Here is a 21804-nt window from a genome sequence, read left to right on the forward strand (position 1 = left end):
ATGTATCGGCGATCAAGTCCGTCCGTCAGGCGAGCTGCAGGACGACGTCGTGGATCAGGCGCAACTGGTTGAAGGCGCTGGCCTGGGTCTCCTGCTGGCACAGGCGGAAGGCGCGCTGCTCGCTGTTGGGCAGGCCCTGGTACTCGGCGATGACCTGGAAGAGCCAGATCTCGGCGCCCCAGTCGTGGCCGGCCGCTTCCAGGTGCTCGAGGGCGCTGCGAGGCTCGCCGCCGAGATCCACCACGCTGAGATAGAAGCGTTCCACGTCCTCCTTGAGCGCCTGCTGGCGGGCGGCCACCAGGGTGTCGTCCTGCGGCGCGGCGGCCCCGGCGGCGGTGATCGGCTCGGGTCGCTGGGCGGGCCTCGGCAGGCGGTGCAGCAGCTCGGTGAGTCTCCGGGCGTCGGCGTCCTGGTCCAGGGCGGCGGCGCCGGCGGCGACCAGGGGCGCGGCGTGGTTGACCAGTGCCGGCACCTCGCCACGCATGGCGTAGTTGCCCGGCACGAAGCCGGGGTGCTCGCGCAGGAAGCCGGCCATGCCGGCCACCAGGCGGCTGCGTGCCTGCTGCTGGCGGAAGCGCGCCATCAGCTCGACCAGGCGCCGCTGCACCTCGCGCAGGCTGGTGAAGTGCTGGGTAAGTTGCTGCTGCAGGCCGCTGACCAGCAGCTTGCGCAGGGCGCCGTCGCTGCCCACCAGGTCGATCAGCTCGTCGAAGTCGATCAGCGCCAGGCCATCGAGGAGACGCTCGATCTGCTTCTGGGCACGTTCGTTCTCGCGAATCTTGTCGCCCAGGCGGCTGACGAAACCGAAGTCGCTGTTGAGGCGTCGCCACAGGCTGTCGATGGCGTCGGCGAAGCGGCCGTTGAGGTCGTCGATCTCCTGGCGCAGGCGCAGGAGCTGCTGCTCCTGGCGCCAGTACTCTCCGGCATCCCGGGCCTCCCGGTAGCTCTGCACCAGGCTGCGCAGCAGTTCCAGGGTCTCGGCCACGTCGGCGTTGACGTGGCGGCGGCTCTCGTCGGCGAGCATCTCGGCGATCAGCTCGCGCACCTTGGGGGCCAGCTTCACCCCGCTCTGCTCATCGGGGCGCCACAGGATACGCGCCGCCAGCAGGCGGTTGAGCGCCGTGGTGCTCAGCCCCTCGAGGGGCACCTCCTCCCGGGCATAGCCCGCCATCAGCGCCTCGGCGTGCTTGCCGAGCAGCGCCAGGCGCTCGACCCCGGTGCTCACCAGGCGACTCTCCAGGGCGTGGGGGTCGGCGCTCACAGCAGGCTCTCCTGGGCGGCCGGCGCCTGGTCGTCCACGGGCAGGTTCTCCTCGTCGCGAATGAAGCGCACGAGGTCGATCAGGTAGTCGATCTTGCCGGTCACCACGTAGTACTGGCGATCGGCGTGGGGCTGGATCAGATAGCCGTGTTCACGCAGGCGCTTGAACACCTGCTTGAGCTGGGCGTCGAGCTGGTCGCTCTGGGAGCCGAAGAAGGGGTCGGTGGCCAGCCGCTCGAGGCGCTCGCGCAGGCCCTGGTTGTCCTCGCAGCGGGAGCTGAAGTCGGCGGGCTTGAGCACGTCTCCCGGGGCGGCCAGGCCGTCGCGGCCCAGGGCCTCCTGGACCAGCTGCAGCCACTCCAGCAGCGGCAGCAGGCTCGAGACGGTCTCGGCCAGCTGGCGCGAGAGCTGTTCCCGGGCGGCCTCGTCGAGGGCACGCCAGGCCAGGAAATGGACGCTGCCCTCGTCGTTGCTGGCCAGGCGACGATTGAGCGGGCGCAGGTAGGCGTCGATCCGCTCCCGTGTCTCGTCGGCCTGCAGGCGGCGAAAGGCGCTCTCGTCGCTCACCGCGCAGATGAACTCGCCGGCCAGCAGGCGCTCCAGCAGGGGGCCCAGCTCGACCATGGATCGCTCCACCATGGCGCCTTCGGCCGGGATCGCATCACTCATGGTCTCTTCACTCATGGCGCCAGCTCCTCGGCACGCGCCTGGAGGCGCTGGGCCAGCCGGCTCAGGCGCGGTTCGATGCGCTTGAGCCGGCGCTTGGTGGGTTCCGCCTCGTCGCGGTCGATCAGATAGCGATTGTGGAACAGCAGCAGCACGTCCGACTCCGGGTTGGGGAAGGCGCCGACGATATGGATACGGTTGTTGTCGCAGGCGTCGAACAGCTTCTCGACGTTGTGGTAGGCCAGGGTACCGATCTCGTCGATGGGCCAGTGGATGGCGATCTCGGCCTGGCCGCGCAGCAGCCGGGTAAAGGCGAGCAGGAACTTGCACAGGATCAGGTAGGCCATGCCGTGGCTGGAGGACTCGAGCAGCTGGCGGTCGTTCCTGATGACCAGGTCCGTGCCCCCCTCGTTGAGGTGCAGCTCCAGGCGCAGCAGGCTCTCGAAGCTATATTGCTGGTCGCTGCGCAACAGCTCCACCACGTCGGCCAGGGCGTCCAGGTAGTCGTCCCCGGGCAGCGGCTGGCCCGAATCGCGCCACTCGCGGTAACGCTGGGCGAAGCGCTTGAGGGGCTCCCAGAAACCCAGCTCGTCGATGGTGGACTGGATCCTGACTTCGGCGCGGCCGATGCCCTCGAGCACCAGGTCGTCGGCTACCTCGTCGGAGAGGCGGCGGCTCTGGGCGTTGATGCGCCGGTTGAGGTCCCGGAACACGGTGAAGAACTTGTCGAGGTCGTCGGAGAGGTTGCGCCCCTCCTGCAGGAGTTGCTGCTGCTGGCCTTCGAGCAACTGGAGCATGCCCGCCAGCACGCCGAGCAGCCGGCGGGGGCTGGGGTCCTCGAGCCGGCCGCGCTCCGCCTCCAGGGTGGCCTGGAAGTCGGCGCTGGCGCCCTTGATCAGGTCGGACTCCACCTTCTCGCAGCCGCGACGCAGCTCATCGAGGCGCCGGGCGTGGTCGGTCAGGGCCTGGCGCCCCCGTTCGATGCGCTCCTCGGCGTCCCCCGGCGCCTCGACGAGAGGCGCCGGGGCGCGGTCGAGAGGCAGCGCCTCCAGCTTGGCGAGCAGCGGTGCCAGGGTCTCGAGGCGCTGCTGCTCGACGCCGCGCTTCGCCTTGAGCTCGCCGACCACCGCCTGATGCTCACGGCGGGCGGCCTGGAACTGCTGCTTGAGGGTCTCACGCTGGCGCTCCGCGGCCTGCAGCTCCCGGGAGAGTTCGGCCTCCCGGGCCACCAGGCGGGGCTTGCGCTCGCCCCACTCCACCCGCATGAAGCGCCGGTACTCATCCAGTTGATCCTGGCGATCGGCCGTCTGGCGAATTCGCTGCTCCAACGCCTTGAGGCGCCGCCGGGTCTCGTTGAGGCTGACGGTATCCACTCCCTGCTCGGCCAGCTCGCGGTCGTAGGCCGCCTCGAGCTCCTCCCGCTGACGGCGATTCTCCTCCTTGAGATCGGCCAGCTGGCCGCGGTGCCGGGTGATCTGCTGGTCGAAGCCGTCGATGCGACCCTGGAAGTCGGCGGTGAGCTCCAGGCGCTGGCCGCGATGGGTATCGGCCAGGGCCTCCAGGGCCTGCTGCTGCTCGTCCCGCAGCGCCTGCTGCAGCGCCTCCTGCTCCTCCAGGGCCTCCCGGGCGGCGGCCTGGCGAGCCTGGCGGGCGGCATCGTGGCGCTGCTGGCACTGGCTGCGGGCCAGGAGGGCGTAGTCCACCTCCTCGGCGGCCCGGCGTCGCGCGGCGCGGGCCCGCTCGAGCCGGGCATCGGCCTCCTGCACCCTGTCGTGGCGAGCCTTGAGCGCCTTCTCGGCGGCCTTATCCCCCTCCTCCGCTTGGGCCAGCGCCTGGTCGGCGGCCTCGATCTCGGCCAGCAGGCTCGCCTCATCCTGGGCATGGTCGGGCAGCGCGATGGCGGAAAGATCCAGCGCCAGGCCGAAGAGGTCGTCGCTGGCGTCGTCGTTGAACTGCGGGGCGAGGTCGCGGCGCTCCAGTAACTCCGGGGCGAGCACCTTGCCGAGGCGCTGCTCCCAACCGGGACGGTGGTGGCGCAGGAAGTGGCGCAGGCTCCCCTGGGCGGGGTCGCGCTGGACCCGCAGCTCATCCAGGCGCCCACGGGCCCGGGCGAGCTGGGTCCGGGCCAGTTCCAGGTCGCGCTCGGCAAGCTCACGGGCCTTTCGGCACTCGTCGAGCTCACCGCGCAGCGTCTCCGCCGTGCCGGCGGCGGCGCTCTGCTCGCTCTGGGCCTGATCGACCCGGGCCTGGGCCTGTTCGGCCTCCCGGGCCTCCTCCGGGGTCGGCCCCGAGTGGGCGAGCCGGGCCTTGAGCTCGGAGAGCCGGGCGGTCCCCTCCTCCAGGCGGCTGCGGTAGCCGTCGTCCAGGGCCTGGCGGCGGGTCTGGTAGTCGGCCTCCAGGCGGCGCTCCTCCTCGCCTCGGGCCTCACGGCAGGCCTCCTTCTCCTCGCCGAGGGCGTCGATCAGCGCCTGGGTCTCCTCCCCCTGGCGCTCCAGCAGGTCGCCGAGCTCCACCAGGCGGGCATCCAGGCGAGCCTTGCTCGCCTGGGCCGCCTGCTGCAGCTGCTCGAGATGCTCGCGCATCTGCTGCTGCTGTTCGCGCCACTGGGGCAGTGCCTTGAGGTCGCGCTCGAGCCCGGGCATATCGGCCTCCTCGAAGGCCTCGAACTGGCGCTGCAGGTCGTCGAGCACCCGGCGGGCCTGGTCCAGCTCGCTGTCGAGCTCGCTGATCCGGGCGTTGAGCTCGCCCCGGGCCTCCTCGTGGGCCTGCTCCCGGGCCTGGAAGTCGCGCTGGTGCTCGCCGAGCCGCGTCTCGAGGTCGGCCGCCTCCCGCTCGGCACGGTGGCGGTCGGCCTCGAGCTGGGGCCTGAGCTGCCAGAGCGTGGCCTCCAGGTCGGCGATCTCGCCGTCGAGGCGCTGCAGGGCCTCCACGGCGCGCTGCAGGGGCTCCAGGCGCATGGACTGGCGCATGCGAGCGATCCACTCCCGGGCCTTGGTGTTGCGGATGCGGGTCACCGGCAGCTCGACGCCGTCCTCCTCGAAGATCGCCGCCAGCATGGTCTTGAGGGTATCCATCTTGCCCTCCTTGGCGTGCACCGCCGAGACCAGCTTCTCCATGTGGCGGATGCGCTGCCCCGGGCGCACCAGGCTGAAACGGGCAGCGACCTGGCGCAGGCGCAGGCCTTCGCGACGGCCACCGGGGCCGCTGCCGTGCTGGGTGAAGTCGTTCTGGATCACCGCGCGATACTCGGAGGTGGCGCCGAGCTTGTGGGAGGTGGCGATGCCCTGGCGGCGCAGGCCGCTGAACCACTGGGCATAGTCGAGGGCGGTGACGCCGCCCTCGCTCTGCACCAGGTAGTCCTCCGGCCGGTAGGGGGCGGCGACGAAGCGGTATTCCACGCCCCCTTCGCTCTTGCGGGTCAGCACCGCCTGGCAGACGTCGCCCTCCTCGCGGCGATATTCATAGACGAGGTAGCTGTTGCGATGCGGCAGGTAGAAGGCGTCGAACTTGAGGCGGGTTCGCGGCACCACCTTGTTGGGCAACTCGCCGTAGAACACCGGCACCAGGCGCTGCAGGGTGGTCTTGCCCGAGGCGTTGGTACCGCAGATGTTGGTGTGGCCGTCCACACTCAGCTCGACCACGCCCTCGAGGTGGCCGTGGATCATCACGATGCGAAGCAGGTGAGCCATATCGCGTCCTTGGTCATTGGCATGGCAACCACCGGGGGCGCTCCCGGCGAGCGCACATAGTGCCGGAGCGGCGCGGGCTTCTCAATTGGGCCAGCGGGACGCGGTGGGTGCAAGTGACTCGGAGCAGCCGGTAGGGCCATCGCCGTTACCGACAGGATGATAGCGAAAGGCGCCGGGGAAAGCCTTGAGCGATGTTGCCATCGGCGATAGCCCTGGGCCAGGCGGTGGGCCGGCACACGGGGGATAGGCGAAAGGCAGAGAAGCGGAAAGACAGAGAAAGGAAAGAAAGAGAGCAGGAGAACGAAAAGGGAGCCGATAGAGGGTGGCCGTCCCTGGCCGGGGGGAAACTCGATCAACGAGCCTCAGTCGACATAGGCGGCGAGCGCCTCGCGAGCGGCCTTGATGGACTCGGCCTTCTGCAGCAGGTATTCCATGACTTCGGGGGCATGAATGGGCAGTGACATGGTGTGACTCCGTGTTGTTTACCCGACTAATAAAAAACCATCACGGCCGCGTATGCAATATCTGGTAAGGCTTTCCATAATTCTTGCGCGACTGTAACAAAATGTATCAAAACGCCGTCATCGCGTGGCTCGACACGCCGGTTCCCGCAGGGCACCCGGCGCGGTAACCTGATGGCATCAGGAGGAGACCATGCTCTCTCGCTTCACCGCCCAGCGCCTGCACAACACGCTTCAGCACCTGCTGATCCTGGCCGGCATGTCGCTGCTGCTGGCGGTGCCGGCCTGGTTGCTGGCCGGAAGCGCGGGGGTGCTGTGGGCCTTCGGCCTGGTGATGCTGACCCTCTACCTCGGCGGCCGGGTACCGGCGCGGCTGGTGCTGGCGCGCACCGGTGCCGGCGTGCTGCACCGTCACCAGGCGCCGCAGCTCTACCGGGTAATGGACCTGCTCTATCGCCGGGCGGGGCTCAGCCAGCAACCCTGGCTGTTCTATGTGCCGTCGCCGGACCTCAATGCCTTCGCCGTGGGGGATGCCGGGGACGGTGGCATCGCCATCACCGAAGGCTTGCTGCACGGCCTGTCGCTGCGCGAGCTGGCCGGGGTGCTGGCCCATGAGGTCAGCCACCTGCGCCATGGCGACACTCGGGTGATGTCCATGGCCGCCACCATGACGCGACTGACGATATGGGGGGCCTTCCTGGTCCAGCTGGCGCTGATCGCCATGCTGCCCATGGCCATGGCCGGCGAGATCCGCATGCCCTGGCTGGAGCTGATGGTGGTGGGCCTGGCTCCCCTGGCGAGCACCCTGTTGCAGCTGGCACTGTCACGCAACCGCGAGTTTACCGCCGACCTGGAGGCCACCGCATTGACTCGGGACCCCCAGGGCCTGGCCGAAGCCCTGGAGGCCCTGGAGCGCCGCAACGGGATGTGGCTGACGACCCTGTTCGGCCGCCGGCAGCTACCGGGCTGGCTGCACTACCTGCAGACCCACCCACCGACGGATGAGCGGGTGCGGCGCCTGATGGCACTGGCCTCGCGCCAGGGCCCCCGGCCGCCCTCCTCGCGCCCCTATCGACCCAGCCAGCCGCTGGTGGAGACGCGACCCGAGGGCCGGGGGCATCGCTACTGGCTAGGACGCCCCGGCAATCGGCGGCATTGACCCCATGCAAACGGCACCCCGCGGGGTGCCGTCTGGATACGCCGTCGACCGCCGAGGCGAACGCTATGCCGAGTGGGATTACTGTGCAGGCGCCTGCTGCTGTTGCATCTGCTGCTGCATCTGGCGCATCTGCTGCTGGCGCTGGGCGACCTGGCGCTCCAGCTCGTCGCGCTGCGCCGGGCTCAGGGCCGCCTGCATGCGCGATTGCATCAGCACGCTCTCGGCGGTCATCTCGCCGGTGAGGTCGCCCAGCAGTTCGGCATCCTGGCGGATGGCGGCCTCGTCGTACTCCGGGCCGGCGTTCTGCTGCAGGCGCATCTGCACGCTGCGGGCCTCGGCCTGCAGCGACTGGATGCGCTCGCGGGAATCGCTGAGCAGACTCACCAGCTCCTGCTCCTGGCCCTGGTCCAGCTCGACCAGCTGGTCGAGCTGGGCCACCTGGTCCTCGGCGCTGGGCGGCTGCCCCTGAGGCATCTGCTGGGCGAAGGCCGGCACGGCCAGCGCCAGGGTCAACGAGGAAACGGCGAGGGACTTGCGCAGGGTCATGAGATCTCCTGATCATTGAGTTGGCCCCTGACCCTAGCGGACCGCCTCGGGTGACGTCCACCGTCACGGCGGCCCCAGGCCCTCAGGAGCGACGCTGGGGATCGACGGCCGGATCGGCGACACTCCCGTGATGCGCCACCCTTGAACACCGCACGAGACAGCACAGGACGACACCGCATGAAGTACATCGGAGCCCACGTCAGCGCCGCCGGCGGCGTCGATCAGGCGGTCGAGCGCGCCGTGGCGATCGGCGCCGACGCCTTCGCGCTCTTCACCAAGAACCAGCGCCAGTGGCGAGCCAAGCCGCTCGGCGAGGAGGTGATCGAAGCCTTCCGCGACGCCTGCCGGCGCCACGGCTTCGGCCCCGGCCAGATCCTTCCCCACGACAGCTACCTGATCAACCTGGGGCATCCGGAGGCCGAAGGGTTGGCCAAGTCCCGGGCCGCCTTCCTCGATGAGATGCAGCGCTGCGAGCGGCTGGGCATCGACCGCCTCAACTTCCACCCGGGCAGCCACCTGCGCAAGATCGGCGAGAGCGACTGCCTGTCGCGTATCGCCGAATCGATCAACCAGGCGCTGTCCGAGACCCAAGGCGTCACCGCGGTGCTCGAGAACACCGCCGGCCAGGGCAGCAACCTCGGCTGGCGCTTCGAGCAGCTGGCCGAGATCATCGCGCAGGTAGACGACAGGTCGCGGGTGGGCGTGTGCCTCGACACCTGCCACGCCTTCGCCGCCGGCTACGATCTGCGCACCCGGGAAGCCACCCTGGCCATGCTCGACGAGTTCGACGCCGTGGTGGGCATCGACTACCTCAAGGGGATGCACTTGAACGACGCCAAGAGCGAGCTCGGCAGCCGGGTGGACCGCCACCACAGCCTGGGCCGGGGCAACATCGGCACGGCCTGCTTCACCGCCCTGATGCGGGATCCACGCACCGACGACATGCCGCTGGTGCTGGAGACCATCGAGCCCGCCATCTGGGCCGAGGAGATCGCCTGGCTGCGCGCCCAGCAGGAGGCCCCATGAGCGGTTCATCACGGATCACCCTCCGCGCCTATGAACCCGCCGACTGGCCGGCGGTCTGGGCGATGCTGGCGCCGGTGTTCCGGGCCGGCGAGACCTATGCCGTGCCCCGCGACATCAGCGAACAGGAGGCCCACCGGATGTGGATCGAGCTGCCGCGGGCGGTTCGCGTGGCGGTGGACGCGGCGGACAGGCCGCTGGGCATCTATTACATGAAGCCCAACCAGGCCGGCCCCGGCGACCATGTCGCCAACTGCGGCTATATCGTCGCTCCCGAGGCGCGAGGCCGTGGCGTGGCGGGATTGATGTGCGAGCACTCCCTGGCCCTGGCCCGGGAGCTCGGCTTCAGCGCCATGCAGTACAACCTGGTGGTGGCCACCAACGCGGTGGCGGTGCGGCTATGGCAGGCCCACGGCTTCGCGGTGTGCGGCACCCTGCCCGGCGCCTTCCGCCATCCGGCGCTCGGAGCGGTGGACGCCCATGTGATGTACCGCCGGCTGTAAGCCGCCCAGGCCCGGGGCAGGGCAATCGCAGATAGCTTTCATCGTCGGGGCTGATCCGGGGGCAAGCCTGGTAACCTCGATAGCCCTGAGGCACGGCCAGCATCGATTGACCGCTTTGCCCGCCTCGGTGCATGCTCTTGGACGCTGGACTTCGCAACACGCTGACACCAAAAGGAAACCAACAATGAAAGGCTTTGCACGCAGCTCGCTGGCACTGGGCATTTCACTGGCCATGATGGCCGCTGCCAACGCGTCAGATTTCGCCGATATGGATCCCGTCACCCTGCGCCTGGCCCACGTGGTCAACGAGCAGGACGGCTTCCATATCGCCGCCATGAAGTTCGAGGAGCTGGTGGAGGAACGCACCGAGGGCAAGGTGGATATCGAGCTCTATCCCAACGCCAGCCTGGGCGACGAGCGCACCCTGCTCGAGGGGATGCAGATCGGCACCGTGGACATGGGCGTGATCACCAACGGTCCGGTGGCCAACTTCCTCGAGGAGATGGCGGTGTTCGAGCTGCCCTTCCTCTTCCCCAGCCCCGAGGCCGCCTACGCGGTGCTCGACGGCGAGATCGGCCAGGAGCTGCTCGACAGGCTCTCCGAGGTGAACCTCAAGGGCCTGGCCTACGCCGAGCGCGGCTTCCGCAACCTCACCAACAGCGAGCGTGCCGTGGAGACGCCTGCGGACATCGACGGCCTGCGCATCCGCGTGATGGAGAACCCGGTCTACGTCGACACCTTCCGCGAGCTCGGCGCCAACGCGGTGCCCATGGCCTGGACCGAGGCGCTCACCGCCATGCAGCAAGGCACCATCGACGGCCAGGAGAACCCGGTCAACGTCATCCACTCGTTCAAGCTCTACGAGACCCAGGATCACATGACCCTGTCGCGCCACACCTATGCGCCGGCGATCTTCGTGATGGGCATGCCAGTGTGGAACCAGCTGCCGGAGGCCGCCCAGTCCGTGATCGAGCAGGCCGCCCAGGAGGCCGCCGAGCACGAGCGCCGGGTCAACGCCGAGATGGAGGCCGAGCAGCTGGCCGAGCTGCGCGACGCCGGGATGCAGATCGTCGAGGAGCCCGACATCGCCGCCTTCCAGGAGGCCGTGGCACCGGTCTACGAGCAGTACGGCGAGCAGTTCGGCGACTATCTGCCGCGCATCCAGGAGGCGCTGAAGTAAGTGTCCTTCTCCGCCCATTCCCTGCTGCGACCGCTGCGGTGGAGTGAGCGCACCCTCGACGCCGCCATCGCCCCCGTGGTCTTCACGGCGATGGCGGCGTTGATCGGTGTGATCACCCTGCAGATCGTCTCGCGGGTCTTGTTCACCGCGGTGGGCTGGACCGAGGAGGTGGCACGCTTCCTGCTGGTCTGGATCACCTTCCTGGCCGCCACCCTCGCCTTCCGCCGCAGCCGCCACATCGCCGTCACCTTCGTGGTGGACGCCCTGCCCGGGCTACCCCGACGCCTGGCACGCATCGCCGCCCTGCTGGTGGCGCTGGGCTTCCTGCTCGGCCTGGTTTTCATCGGCTGGGAGTACATGCAGGTACAGAGCTTCCAGAAGTCCGCCTCGCTGCGGATCTCCATGACTTGGGTCTACGCGGTGATCCCGCTCTCGGCGGCGATCATGGCCTGGTACGCCCTGGTGGACGTCATCGGCCTGGCGCTCGGTGAAGAGCGCCCGCCCGTGGACGACGAGGAGCTGCCATGACCGCCCTGCTCTTCGTGCTGTTCCTGGTCTTCATGCTGCTGGGGGTACCCATCGCCCTGGCCATCGGCGCCAGCACCCTGGTGGCGCTGCATGCCCAGGGGGTGCCGACCATGGTGGTGACCCAGCAGATGTTCCAGGGCATCAACTCCTTCGCCCTGGTGGCGGTGCCGATGTTCATCCTCGCCGGCGACCTGATGGCCCAGGGCAAGGTGAGCGAGAAGCTGGTGGCCTTCGCCGATTCGCTGTTCGGCTTCCTCAAGGGCGGCCTCTCCATCGTCTCGGTGGGGGCCGGCATGTTCTTCGCCGCCATCTCCGGCTCCGGGGCGGCCACCACCGCGGCGGTGGGCTCGAGCCTGGTACCGGAGCTGCGCAAGAAGGGCTACGAGCCCGCCTCGGCGGCCAGCCTGATCGCCGCCAGCGGCACCATCGGGGTGGTGATCCCGCCCTCGGTGCCGATGATCATCTATGCGGTGATCGCCCAGCAGTCGGTATCGTCGCTGTTCCTGAGCGGCATCCTGCCGGGCATCGCCATGGGCCTCGGGCTCTCCGCCATCGCCATCGTGCAGGCCTACCGCCGCAACTACCCGCGTGGCACCGCCCTCTCGGCGGCCACCATCTGGCGCACCTTCAGGAGCGCCAGCTGGGGCCTGATGACCCCGGTGATCATCCTCGGCGGCATCTTCTCGGGGGTCTTCACCCCCAGCGAGGCGGCGGTGGTGGCGGTCAACTACGCCCTGCTGGTGTCGCTGTTCATCTACCGCGACCTGACGCTCCGGGACGTCTACCGCATCCTGATCCGCTCGGCCATCACCACCTCGGTGATCATGCTGGTGATTGCCACCTCGGCGGTGCTCAGCTGGACCCTCTCCAGCTGGCAGGTACCCGGCGCCATCGCCCAGGCGGTGCTCTCGCTCTCCACCGACCCGCTGGTGATCATGCTGCTGGTGGTGGCGGTGATCCTGCTCACCGGCGTGTTCATCGAGACCGCCAGCGCCCTGATCATCCTCACCCCAGTGCTGCTGCCGCTGGTCACCCAGCTGGGCATCGACCCGATCCACTTCGGGCTGATCATCGTGGTGGGGCTGGCCATCGGCATGATCACCCCGCCGGTGGCGATCAACCTCTACGTGGCCTCCTCGGTCACCCGGCTGCCGCTGGAGCGCATTACCCGGGCGATCATTCCCTACCTGCTGGGGCTGATCACGGTGCTGCTGCTGGTGGTCTATGTGCCGATCCTCGCCGGCTGGTCCGGTTAGGCGGCCTTGACGCTTCGCCGGCCAGCGGTGACGCTGGCCGGCCCCCTTCACCGTCTCATCCGGAGAGATCCCATGCGCCCCACTCGCCTGCCGTTCGCCGCCCTTCGCCTGACGCTCCCCGTCACCCTGGCACTGCTCGCCGGCTGCACCACCTACACCTACCCGGACCGCGAGAGCGAGACGGTCTGGGGCGTACCCGCCGAGGACGAGACCCTGACCCGGGAGGAGCGCGAGAACGCCCCGCCTCGCTACCGTAAGCCCGGCGAGGTACCCGAGACCCGCTAGGCTTTGTCTGAAAAGTCGGCGAACGAAGGTCAGGCAAGGCAAAAATCGGCGAAAAAACCGGAGTTTACGGGTTGTAAATGAGTACTTTGAGTCGATTTTTAACGCCGTATGGCCGAGCGCAGCCAGTTTTCGGACAGAGCCTAGTCGCGGACGAACAGAACGCTGAGATTGTTGGCAGGCATCTCGACCGTGCCCTCGAGGCGAAGCCCGTGATGTTCGGCTTCGGCCACTACCTGCTCGAGGTCACGCACGCCCCAGCGCGGATCACGGCGTCGCAGGTCGGCGTCGAAGGCGGCGTTGCTCGCCGAGGTGTGCTCTCCGCCGCGACGATAGGGCCCATAGAGGTAGAGCACGCCGCCGCGGACGAGCCGCTCACCGGCACGGGCCATCAGGGCCTCGCTCACCGCCCAGGGCGCGATATGCATCAGGTTGATGGCAACGATCGCCTCGAAGGGCCCCGCCGGCCAGCTGTCGACGGCGGTGGCATCGAGGCGCAGCGGCTCGGCCAGGTTGGCCAGGCCCGCCTGTTCACGCCAGGCGGCAATGGAAGCCAGCGCTTCAGGCGTCGGGTCGCTGGGCTGCCACATCCAGCCCGGCATGGCGGCGGCACAGTGCACGGCATGCTCGCCGCTACCGCTGGCAAGCTCCAGCACTCGCGCACGTTCGGGCAGTGCTGCCCGAAGCGCCTCGAGAATCGGCTGGCGGTTGCGCGCCGCCGCCGGGGAATAACGGCGTGAGTCGGTCATGTTGGTGCCTCGGGATATGAAACGAAACGCTACCTCTTGCGGCCGCGGGGCTTGCCGCCCGGGGCGACAGCCTTGGCACGCGCGCCCGAGGGGCGCCCGCCCTTGGGCTTGGCCCCCGGCTTCTTGCCTCCCGGGCTCTTTCCTCCCAGATTCTTGGCCCCCGCCTTTTTTCCCGCCAGGCTCTTGCCGGGCACCGCGCCCTTATCCGCCGGCTTGCGCCTCGCGGGCTTTCCACCGGCGGGCTTTCCACCGGCGGGCTTTCCAGCGCCGGGCTTGCCATCAACGCCACGGCGAGGCGAATTCCGCTGCCCGCCCCCCGCCTTGCTTCCCGGCTTGCCGGCACCGCCCCCGGCGCCCTTGCCTGCCTTGCGCCGCGCCGAGCGGCGGTCGGGCTGGTCGGCCTCGGAGCTTGAGTGCTCGGTCATGGTCAGGATCGTCGACACCTCGGTCGGCGTCAGGTCGCGCCAGTCGCCGGTGGCCAGTCCCTTGAGCGAGACGTTCATAATGCGGATGCGCTCCAGCTTCACCACCTCATAGCCGAACACCTCGCACATGCGGCGAATCTGGCGGTTCAGCCCCTGCACCAGGGTGATGTTGAAGTCGAAGCGGGACTCCCTGACCACCCGGCACTTCTTGGTGACCTCACCGAGGATCGGCACGCCACCGCCCATGCCGGCGATGAAGTCGTCGGTGATCGGCTTGTTGACGGTGACCCGATACTCCTTCTCGTGCTGGTTGCTGGCCCGCAGGATACGGTTGACCAGGTCGCCGTTATTGGTCAGGAAGATCAGCCCCTGGGAGTCCTTGTCCAGCCGGCCGATGGGGAAGATGCGCGTGCCGTGCCCGACGAAATCGACGATATTGGCCTTCTCAACGGGATCCGTGGTGCTGACGATGCCCACCGGCTTGTTCAGCGCGATAAACACCAGGTCCTCCTCCTCCAGCGCCAGGGGCTCGACGACCCGGCCATTGACCTTCACGACGCTGCCGGGGACGACCCGGTCGCCGGGGGTGGCGCGACGGCCATCGATCAGCACACTGCCCTGCTCGATATAGCGGTCGGCCTCGCGCCGCGAGCACATGCCGCTTTCGCTGATGTACTTGTTGATTCGCTTCGAGAGGGTCTGGGCCATGGGGTGGTATCCGCAGGGAGGTGGGCTGATAACAACGGGCGCCCATTCTAGCAACTGCAGGCCCGGGCCTCGACCGACCTGGGCCCTGATCCAGCGCTACCGCAGATGGCAGCATTGCTCAAGGCTGACCCGGCGACAGGCCTACGAGGGGGCGCTACGAGTACGTCCTTGTAGGCTACCTCGGCCATCCCTGGTCCTCGGACCCCCTCTCCGACCTGTCCCCGGCGCCTTTCGCTGTCACCGCATGGCTAACTGCGATTGCCCTGGGCCCTGATCACCGCGCTGGCCTTGCTCACCGAGGCGCGCAGCGTGATTTCAGCGACTTGCCGCTGAACCTTGCCCGGGATCACTGCACTGCAGCATCGGCTGTGTTACATCTAGAGCCTCACCACCACAGGCTCACCACGCCCGCTGCCGGAGGTCACAGGATGTCCGAACCCCACGCCCGGAAGGCCATCGCCTGGCACGCCCAGCCAGAACAGGAAGCCCTGGAACGTCTCGAGGCCGACGGCAACGGCCTGCCCGCCGCCGAGGCCCGCTCGCGGCTGGCGCGCTTCGGCCCCAACCAGCTGCAGCAGGCCGAGGCCCGCCCCTGGTGGAAGCGCCTGCTCGAGCAGCTCAACAATGTCCTGATGCTGGTACTGATCGGCGCCGCGGTGGCGAGCCTCGGGCTGGGCCATGGCGTCGATGCGATCGCCATCCTGGGCGTGGTGCTGATCATCGCCCTGATCGGCTTCATCCAGGAGGGCAAGGCCGAGCAGGCACTGGAGAGCATTCGTGACATGCTCTCCCCCCAGGCCAAGGTGCTGCGCGACGGCAAGCGCCAGACGATCCCCGCCGAGGCGCTGGTGCCGGGTGACGTGGTGATGGTGGAGAGCGGTGACCGGGTGCCGGCGGACCTGCGCCTGCTGGAGGCCAGGCGGCTGCGCACCGAGGAGGCCTCCCTGACCGGCGAGTCCACCGCGGTGGACAAGGATACCGCCCCGGTGGCGGAGGACACCGACCTGGGCGACCGCACCGGGATGGCCTACGCCGGCACCATCGTGGTCCAGGGTACCGCCCGGGGCCTGGTGGTGGAGACCGGCACACGCACCGAGCTGGGGCGCATCTCCGAGATGTTGCGCAGCGTCGAGCAGCTCAAGACCCCGCTGCTGCGCCAGATCGATCGCGCCGGTCGCGTGCTGGCGCTGATCATCCTGGTGATCGCCATCCTCACCGCGGCCTTCGGCGTGCTGGTCCACGGCCAGCCCGTCGGCGACATGTTCATGGCCGCGGTGGGCCTGGCGGTGGCGGCGATCCCCGAGGGCATGCCGGCCATCGTCACCATCGGCCTGGCGCTGGGGGTGCAGGCCATGGCCCGCCGCAACGCCATCATCCGCCGCCTGCCGGCGGTGGAGACCCTCGGCTCCATCTCCACCATCTTCTCCGACAAGACCGGCACCCTGACCCGCAACGAGATGACCGCCCAGGCGATCTGGCTGCCCCAGGGCGAGATCCGCATCGACGGCACCGGCTTCGCCCCCGCGGGCGACTTTCACGCGGTGGATGCCGACGGCGAGCCCCAGGCGGCGGCGCTGGATCTCGATGACCAGCATGCCCTGCGTCACTTCCTCAAGGTAGGCGTGCTGTGCAACGACGCCGAACTGGCCCGCGAGGAGGGCCACTGGAAGATCCACGGCGATCCTACCGAGGGCGCGCTGGTGGTAGCCGCCGCCAAGGCAGGCCTTCAGGCACGCACCCTGCGTAGCGACCACGACCGCCAGGACGCCATCCCCTTCGAGTCCGAACGCAAGTACATGGCCACCCTCCACGAGGTCGACGGCAGGCACCGCCTGCTGGTCAAGGGGGCCCCGGACCGCCTGCTGGAGATGTGCCACCGGGTGCGCCGGGAGGATGGCGAGGACAGCGAACTCGATCACGCCGAGTGGGGCGCGCGCATCCATGCCCTCTCCGGGCAGGGGCTGCGGGTGCTCGCGCTGGCCGAGAAGCCCCTCCATGACGTTGAGGCGCTCGAGGATCACCACGCCGAGGATGGTCTGGTGCTGCTGGGACTGGTGGGCCTGCTCGACCCGCCCCGGGACGAGGCCATCGCGGCCGTCCGGGAGTGCCTCGCGGCCGGCATCCGTCCGGTGATGATCACCGGCGACCACGCTGTGACCGCCCTGGCCATCGCCCGCCAGCTGGGCTTTGCGCACACCGAACGCGCCATCAGCGGCCGCGAGATCGAGGCGATGTCCGACGCCGAGCTACGCGAAGTGATCCTCGAGGTGGACGTCTTCGCCCGGGCGGCGCCGGAACACAAGCTGCGCCTGGTGCAGGCGATGCAGTCCCACGGCGGCATCTGTGCCATGACCGGCGACGGGGTCAACGATGGCCCGGCGCTGAAGCGCGCCGATGTCGGCGTGGCCATGGGCATCCAGGGCACCGAGGCCGCCAAGGAGGCCGCGGAGATGGTGCTCGCCGACGACAACTTCGCCACCATCGTCGGCGCCATCCGCGAGGGTCGCAAGGTCTACGACAACATCCGCAAGACCATCACCTACCTGCTGCCCACCAACGGTGCCCAGGGGCTGGCGATCCTGCTCGCCGTGCTGGCCGGCAGCCAGCTGCCGGTGACCCCGGTCCAGGCGCTGTGGGTCAACATGGTGGTGGCGGTGACCCTGGGCCTGGCACTGGCCTTCGAGAAGGGCGAGGGTGACCTGATGCGTCGTCGGCCCCGGGACCCCGACGCCGCCCTGCTCGACCTCTTCCTGCTGTGGCGGGTGGGCTTCGTCTCGATGCTGCTGCTGCTCGGCGTGTTCGGGGTCTTCTCCTGGATACTCAACGCCCAGGGCGGCAGCATCGAGCTCGCCCGGGCCGGCGCGGTGAACATGCTGGTGGCGGGCAGTGCCGCCTACCTGATCAACAGCCGCTTCCTCACCGCCAGCACCCTCTCCCTCCAGGGGATCTTCGGCAGCAAGCCGATATGGGGCTCCATCGCCGCCGTGGCCCTGCTGCAGCTGGGCTGGACCTACCTGCCGTTCATGCAGCTGGTGTTCGGCGGTGAAGGGCTCGAAGCCCCTCACTGGCTGGCGATCCTGCTGGTGAGCGTGGCCATCTACCTGGTGGTCGAGGGGGAGAAGTGGGTGCGGCGGCGGCGACGCTGACCCCGCGGCGTCAACGACAGCAGCACGCTTGTGGCCCATGCTGTGGAGGTCGCGGGCGTCCTGAGTAACCCCAGCGAGAGAGGAAGGCCATGCCGCTGCTGCTGACACTGCTGCTGATCCTGCTGGGGCTGCCGAGCCTGGTGGCCATCGTCGCCCTGGTGCGCCTCGCCCGTCTGACGCGTCGGGTGGAATCACTGGAGGCGGCCCTGACCCGCCCCGTCACGGGGGGCGCGGTTACCGAGCGTGGCGAGGTCGCTCCTCGGCCCGCTGCGGCTCGAGCTGGGCAAGAGGCATCATCCAGTGACGCCCCCGAGGCACCGGCCGGCTGGCGGGAGAGCGAGGCGGCCGCTACCTCCCGGGGCGGGAAGGTCGAGACAGGCGCGAGCCGACGCCCCCTCTGGCGCGACGGCCTCGCCCGCCGGCTGGCCAGCGGAGCTCGCCGGGCGCGAGGCGCCGCGGCAGGCTGGCTCAGCGAGGGCAACCTGCCGGTCAAGATCGGTATCCTGGTGCTCTTCGCGGGACTCGCGGCACTGATCCGCCACGCCTCCACCCAGGGCTGGCTGACCCTCTCCATCGAACTGCGCCTGGCCGGCATCGCCGCCCTGGCGGTGGCCGCCCTGGGCTTCGGCTGGCAGCAGCGTCGCACCCGGCGGGTGTTCGCGCTGAGCCTGCAGGGCGGGGCCATCGGCGTGCTGTTGATGGTGATCTTCGCCGCCGCCCAGCGCTTCGCGCTGCTGCCCCTGCCGCAGGCCTGCCTGCTCAGCGTGGCCCTGGTGGCCGGGCTCGGGGTGCTGGGCGCACTCCAGAATGCCCTGGCACTGGCCGTGCTGGGCAGCCTGGCGGGCTTTCTCGCGCCGCTGTGGCTGGCCCGTGCCCCCGGCGATCCCCTGGTGCTGTTCGGCTACTATGCGCTGCTCAATCTGGGCATCTTCGCCATCGCCTGGGTGCGCCACTGGCGGCTACTCGACCTGCTGGGTTTCGTGGCCACCTTCGCCATCGCCACCGCCTGGGGCGTACTCGACTACAGCCCTCGCCACTACGCCGTGGCACAGCCCTTCCTGGCGCTGTTCTTCCTGCTCTACCTGCTGATCCCGATCCTCCACGCCAGACGCCGACAAGCGCAGGAGTCGCCGCGCAGGGCGGACAGCCGCATCGACGGCAGCCTGGTCTTCGGCACGCCGCTGGTGGCGTTCGGTCTCCAGGCGGCGCTGCTCGAGGGCGAGCGGTTGCCACTGGCCCTGTGCGCCCTGGGCATCGCACTGCTCTATGCCCTGCTCGCCAGCTGGCTGCTGCGCCAGACACGCACGCGCCCGCTCGGTGAGGCCCACGCCGCCCTGGCACTGGGGTTCGCCACCCTGGCGATCCCGCTGGCACTCTCGGCCCGAGTCAGCGCCGCGCTCTTCGCCGTGGAGGGGGCCGCCCTGATATGGCTGGGCCTGCGCCAATACCGCCTGCTGCCACGCCTCGCCGGCCTGGCCCTGCAGCTGGTCGCCGGCCTCACGCTGCTTGGCAGCCTTGTCTTCGCCTGGGCCGTGGACACCCCCGTCGCCAACGCCGCCTTCATGGCCGGGGTGCTCCTTGCCGCGGCGGGACTCGTCTCCGCCGAGACCCTGTGGCGAGGCGGTTACCCACGCTGGGCGCTGGCCGCCCTCTCCTGGGGCCTGGCCTGGTGGCTTTCCATCGCCGCCCGGGAGATCGACCTCTTCGCCGCCCCGGCCATGGCCGATGACTGGCGCCTGGCGCTGCTGGCACTCACCGGTCTGGCCCTGGCCGAGCGCTACCGCCGCCGGCCGGCTGCGGCGCTGGCCTGGGGCGTCGCCGGTGGGCTGTTGCTCGCGGCCCTCCTGCTGGCCGGGGCGCTCGAGCGGGTCCTCATGGCTCCTCTCGACACCGGCCCACTCGCCCCCTGGGGCTGGGCCCTGGTGATGGTGCTCGGCTATCGCCAGCTGCAGGGACTGGCGCGACACTCCAAAGCGCTCCAGGACGAGCCCCTGCCGCCCGCCGCCTGGGCCCAGGGGGCCTGGCTCGCCTCCACGCCACTCTTCCTCAGCACCCTGCTGCTGCAACCGCTGCCTCTCAACCTGGCGCCCGCCTGGCAGCTCGCCGCCGCGCTGCTGCCCTGGCTGGCCCTCGCCGCCCTGCTCTGCCACCGCCCGGGCTGGGTACTGCGACCCCTGGTTGATGCCGCCCTCGCCTGGCGCGCAGCGTTGGCGGCAAGCGTGCTGCTGGCCCTGGCGCTGGCCTGGGTGACGCTGCTGCCGCGCCCGGGCGCACCCTTCCCGCTGCCCTGGCTGCCGCTGGCCAATCCCCTGGCGCTGGTGCAGTGGGCGACGCTGCTGGTCGCCTGGCAGCTCTGGCGGAGCGGCCTCTGGCCTGCGGCGGCGGCCCGCCACGCCCCGGCCCTGCTGGGGGCCGCGGCCTTCACGCTACTCTCCCTGGAACTGCTGCGCGGCGCCCACCTGTTGGGTGATGCCCCCTGGTCGCCGGTGATGCTCGAACTCGGCCTGGTGCAGACCGGCCTCACCCTGCTGTGGAGCCTGCTCGGCGTGATCGGCTGGGTGCTGGGCTCGCGGCGCCGGCAGCGCACCCTGTGGCAACTCTCCGCACTGCTGATGGCGGTGGTGCTGGTCAAGCTGGTGGCGGTGGATCGCCAGCACCTGGGCAATCTGCTCGGCATCGCCTCGTTCATCGGCTACGGGCTGCTATGCATCGGCGTGGGCTTCATCGCCCCGGCACCGCCGCGGCAACAGGAGGAGGCGACATGAGACGCCTCGGCGTTTGGACGCTGCTGCTGTGGCCGACGCTGGCCCCGGCCGCGGAATTCGAGACCGCGGAGCTCGAGGAGAGCTGGCGTCACGCCTGGCCGGTGATCGTCGAGGAGCCGGCGGCGGCCTACGGCCTGGTACTGACCCCGGAGGTCTACCGCAGCCTGCACACCCCGACCCTGGCCGACCTGCAGGTGGTCGACGCCCGCGGCCAGGCGGTGCCCACCCTGGTGCGCCCCGCGCCCGCCCCGGCGGCGGCCGAAGGCTTCCGGCGAGTGCCCTGGTTTCCGCTGTCGGCGCCACCGCCGAGCGATGCCACGCATTGGGAGCTGATCGGCGAGACGGATGCCCAGGGCCGGCTGCGTCGGATCGAGAGCCGCGGTGGCGGCGCCGAGGCGCGGGGGGCTGGCGCCGCCCTGGTCGACCTGGGCGCCGTTGATGGCCCGGTCAGCGCCCTGACGCTGAGCTGGGGTGCCATCACCCCGGTCGACAGCCTCTACCGCGTCGAGGGGAGCGACGACCTCGAGACGTGGCGGACGCTGCTGGCCCGGGGCCGGCTGCTGGATATCACCCACGACGGCGCGCATCTGGTGCGCCGCCGCCTCGAACTGGGCAACACGGCGGTCCGCTACCTGCGGCTGCGTCCGCTGCCGGGCCAGTCCGCGGTGGTTCTCGCTGGCATCCAGGCGGTGACGCGTCAGTCGGGGCCGGTAGCGAAGCCGAGCTGGGAGTCCCTCGAAGGCGTTCGCGCGGAAGGCGGCGAGTTCCACTACCGACTGGCGGCACGACTGCCGGTGAGCCTCGCCGATGTGACGAGCGACACCCCCTACGCCGCACGCTGGCGACTGGAGAGCCGCGAAGAGGGCGATGCGGAGTGGCGGGCCCGTACACCGGCGTGGACGGGCTACCGCCTGGTGGATGAGACTGGCGAGCTACGCTCACCGCCCCAGGCACTGCTCGCTACCCGCCGCGACCGTCACTGGCGACTGCTTACCGACGCCTCTCGCGCCGGTCCCCCTCCGACGCTTCGCCTGGGCTACACGCCGGAGCGGGTGGTGTTCCTGGCCGAGGGCGTGGGGCCCTGGCGGCTGGTGGCCGGCAGCGCCCGGGTGGTACGCCAGCAGGGCGCGGTGGCGCCGATGCTCGACTCGCTGCGACGGCGCCAGGGTCAAGGCTGGGAGCCGGCCAGCGCGCGTCTGGGCGAGCGCGAGACCCTTGCCGGCGAGGCCGCGCTGACCCCGCCCCGGGACTGGACACTCTGGCTGCTGTGGGGCGTGCTGGTCGCGGGTACGCTGCTGGTGGGCGGTCTGGCGCTGCGACTGCTGCGCCGCGGCGATGAGGCCTAGGCTCTGTCCGAAAACTGGCTGCGCTCAGCCGTACGGCGTTAAAAATCGACTCAAAGTACTCATTTACACCCCGTAAACTCCGCCTTTTCGCCGATTTTTGCCTTGTCTGACC

16 protein-coding genes are annotated in these 21804 nt (G+C 69.8%); 10 read left to right on the forward strand and 6 right to left on the reverse strand.

Features of this window, described 5'->3' with window-relative positions:
• Nucleotides 1-25: 25 nt before the first annotated feature.
• From RAN53_RS13085 to RAN53_RS13095, 3 genes are read right to left on the reverse strand one after another with little or no spacing between them, the layout of a single operon-like run.
• Nucleotides 26-1261, reverse strand: coding sequence for a hypothetical protein (locus tag RAN53_RS13085; protein WP_305797255.1), 1236 nt, complete (start codon nucleotides 1259-1261; stop codon nucleotides 26-28).
• Nucleotides 1258-1884 (reverse strand): condensin complex protein MksE, encoded by a 627-nt coding sequence (locus RAN53_RS13090; protein ID WP_321169825.1) that lies wholly within the window; start codon nucleotides 1882-1884, stop codon nucleotides 1258-1260. Before RAN53_RS13090 ends, RAN53_RS13085 begins: the two co-directional genes overlap by 4 nt.
• Before the next feature lie 56 nt (nucleotides 1885-1940).
• Nucleotides 1941-5615: an ATP-binding protein gene (locus RAN53_RS13095; RefSeq protein ID WP_305797257.1), complete on the reverse strand. Its 3675-nt coding sequence runs from the start codon at nucleotides 5613-5615 to the stop codon at nucleotides 1941-1943.
• Nucleotides 5616-6269: 654 nt separating this feature from the next.
• On the opposite strand from RAN53_RS13095, the gene RAN53_RS13100 reads away from it, so the two are divergent.
• Entirely contained in the window at nucleotides 6270-7235 is a 966-nt protein-coding gene (locus RAN53_RS13100) for a zinc metalloprotease HtpX (protein ID WP_305797258.1), read from the forward strand.
• A 78-nt stretch (nucleotides 7236-7313) separates the two neighbouring features.
• Here RAN53_RS13100 and RAN53_RS13105 read toward each other — a convergent pair whose 3' ends face one another.
• Nucleotides 7314-7781: a hypothetical protein gene (locus tag RAN53_RS13105; RefSeq protein WP_305797259.1), complete on the reverse strand. Its 468-nt coding sequence runs from the start codon at nucleotides 7779-7781 to the stop codon at nucleotides 7314-7316.
• 177 nt (nucleotides 7782-7958) lie between these two features.
• Here RAN53_RS13105 and nfo point away from each other — a divergent pair, with 177 nt between their 5' ends.
• From nfo to RAN53_RS13135, 6 genes are all read left to right on the forward strand, one after another.
• Nucleotides 7959-8807, forward strand: coding sequence for a deoxyribonuclease IV (gene nfo / locus RAN53_RS13110; RefSeq protein ID WP_305797260.1), 849 nt, complete (start codon nucleotides 7959-7961; stop codon nucleotides 8805-8807).
• The gene (locus RAN53_RS13115) at nucleotides 8804-9307 is read left to right on the forward strand and encodes a GNAT family N-acetyltransferase (protein ID WP_305797261.1); all 504 of its coding nucleotides are present in this window, start codon (nucleotides 8804-8806) and stop codon (nucleotides 9305-9307) included. The genes nfo and RAN53_RS13115 overlap by 4 nt, the downstream gene beginning before the upstream one ends.
• Nucleotides 9308-9491: 184 nt before the next feature.
• Complete coding sequence (locus RAN53_RS13120; protein WP_305797262.1) at nucleotides 9492-10487, forward strand: TRAP transporter substrate-binding protein; 996 nt, start codon at nucleotides 9492-9494, stop codon at nucleotides 10485-10487.
• Nucleotides 10488-11015 carry a TRAP transporter small permease gene (locus RAN53_RS13125; RefSeq protein WP_305797263.1) on the forward strand — a complete coding sequence of 176 codons (528 nt, stop codon included), beginning with the start codon at nucleotides 10488-10490 and terminating at the stop codon, nucleotides 11013-11015.
• Nucleotides 11012-12271, forward strand: coding sequence for a TRAP transporter large permease (locus RAN53_RS13130; RefSeq protein ID WP_305797264.1), 1260 nt, complete (start codon nucleotides 11012-11014; stop codon nucleotides 12269-12271). Before RAN53_RS13125 ends, RAN53_RS13130 begins: the two co-directional genes overlap by 4 nt.
• 72 nt (nucleotides 12272-12343) lie before the next feature.
• Nucleotides 12344-12556 carry a hypothetical protein gene (locus RAN53_RS13135; protein WP_305797265.1) on the forward strand — a complete coding sequence of 71 codons (213 nt, stop codon included), beginning with the start codon at nucleotides 12344-12346 and terminating at the stop codon, nucleotides 12554-12556.
• 140 nt (nucleotides 12557-12696) lie between these two features.
• Here RAN53_RS13135 and RAN53_RS13140 read toward each other — a convergent pair whose 3' ends face one another.
• Together RAN53_RS13140 and rluF are read right to left on the reverse strand one after the other, a co-directional pair.
• Nucleotides 12697-13302: a DUF938 domain-containing protein gene (locus RAN53_RS13140; protein WP_305797266.1), complete on the reverse strand. Its 606-nt coding sequence runs from the start codon at nucleotides 13300-13302 to the stop codon at nucleotides 12697-12699.
• Nucleotides 13303-13331: 29 nt separating this feature from the next.
• Nucleotides 13332-14435, reverse strand: coding sequence for a 23S rRNA pseudouridine(2604) synthase RluF (rluF, locus tag RAN53_RS13145; protein ID WP_305797267.1), 1104 nt, complete (start codon nucleotides 14433-14435; stop codon nucleotides 13332-13334).
• A gap of 428 nt (nucleotides 14436-14863) precedes the next feature.
• Between rluF and RAN53_RS13150 the strand changes: the two genes are divergently transcribed.
• The 3 genes from RAN53_RS13150 (at nucleotide 14864) to RAN53_RS13160 (ending at nucleotide 21692) form a co-directional block, all read left to right on the forward strand.
• Nucleotides 14864-17581: a cation-translocating P-type ATPase gene (locus RAN53_RS13150; RefSeq protein WP_305797268.1), complete on the forward strand. Its 2718-nt coding sequence runs from the start codon at nucleotides 14864-14866 to the stop codon at nucleotides 17579-17581.
• A gap of 89 nt (nucleotides 17582-17670) precedes the next feature.
• Complete coding sequence (locus RAN53_RS13155; protein WP_305797269.1) at nucleotides 17671-20346, forward strand: DUF2339 domain-containing protein; 2676 nt, start codon at nucleotides 17671-17673, stop codon at nucleotides 20344-20346.
• Entirely contained in the window at nucleotides 20343-21692 is a 1350-nt protein-coding gene (locus RAN53_RS13160) for a DUF3999 family protein (RefSeq protein ID WP_305797270.1), read from the forward strand. Before RAN53_RS13155 ends, RAN53_RS13160 begins: the two co-directional genes overlap by 4 nt.
• The last annotated feature ends 112 nt before the right edge of the window (nucleotides 21693-21804 follow it).

The sequence above is a fragment of the Halomonas sp. SSL-5 genome (assembly GCF_030708455.1).
Lineage (GTDB): Bacteria > Pseudomonadota > Gammaproteobacteria > Pseudomonadales > Halomonadaceae > Halomonas.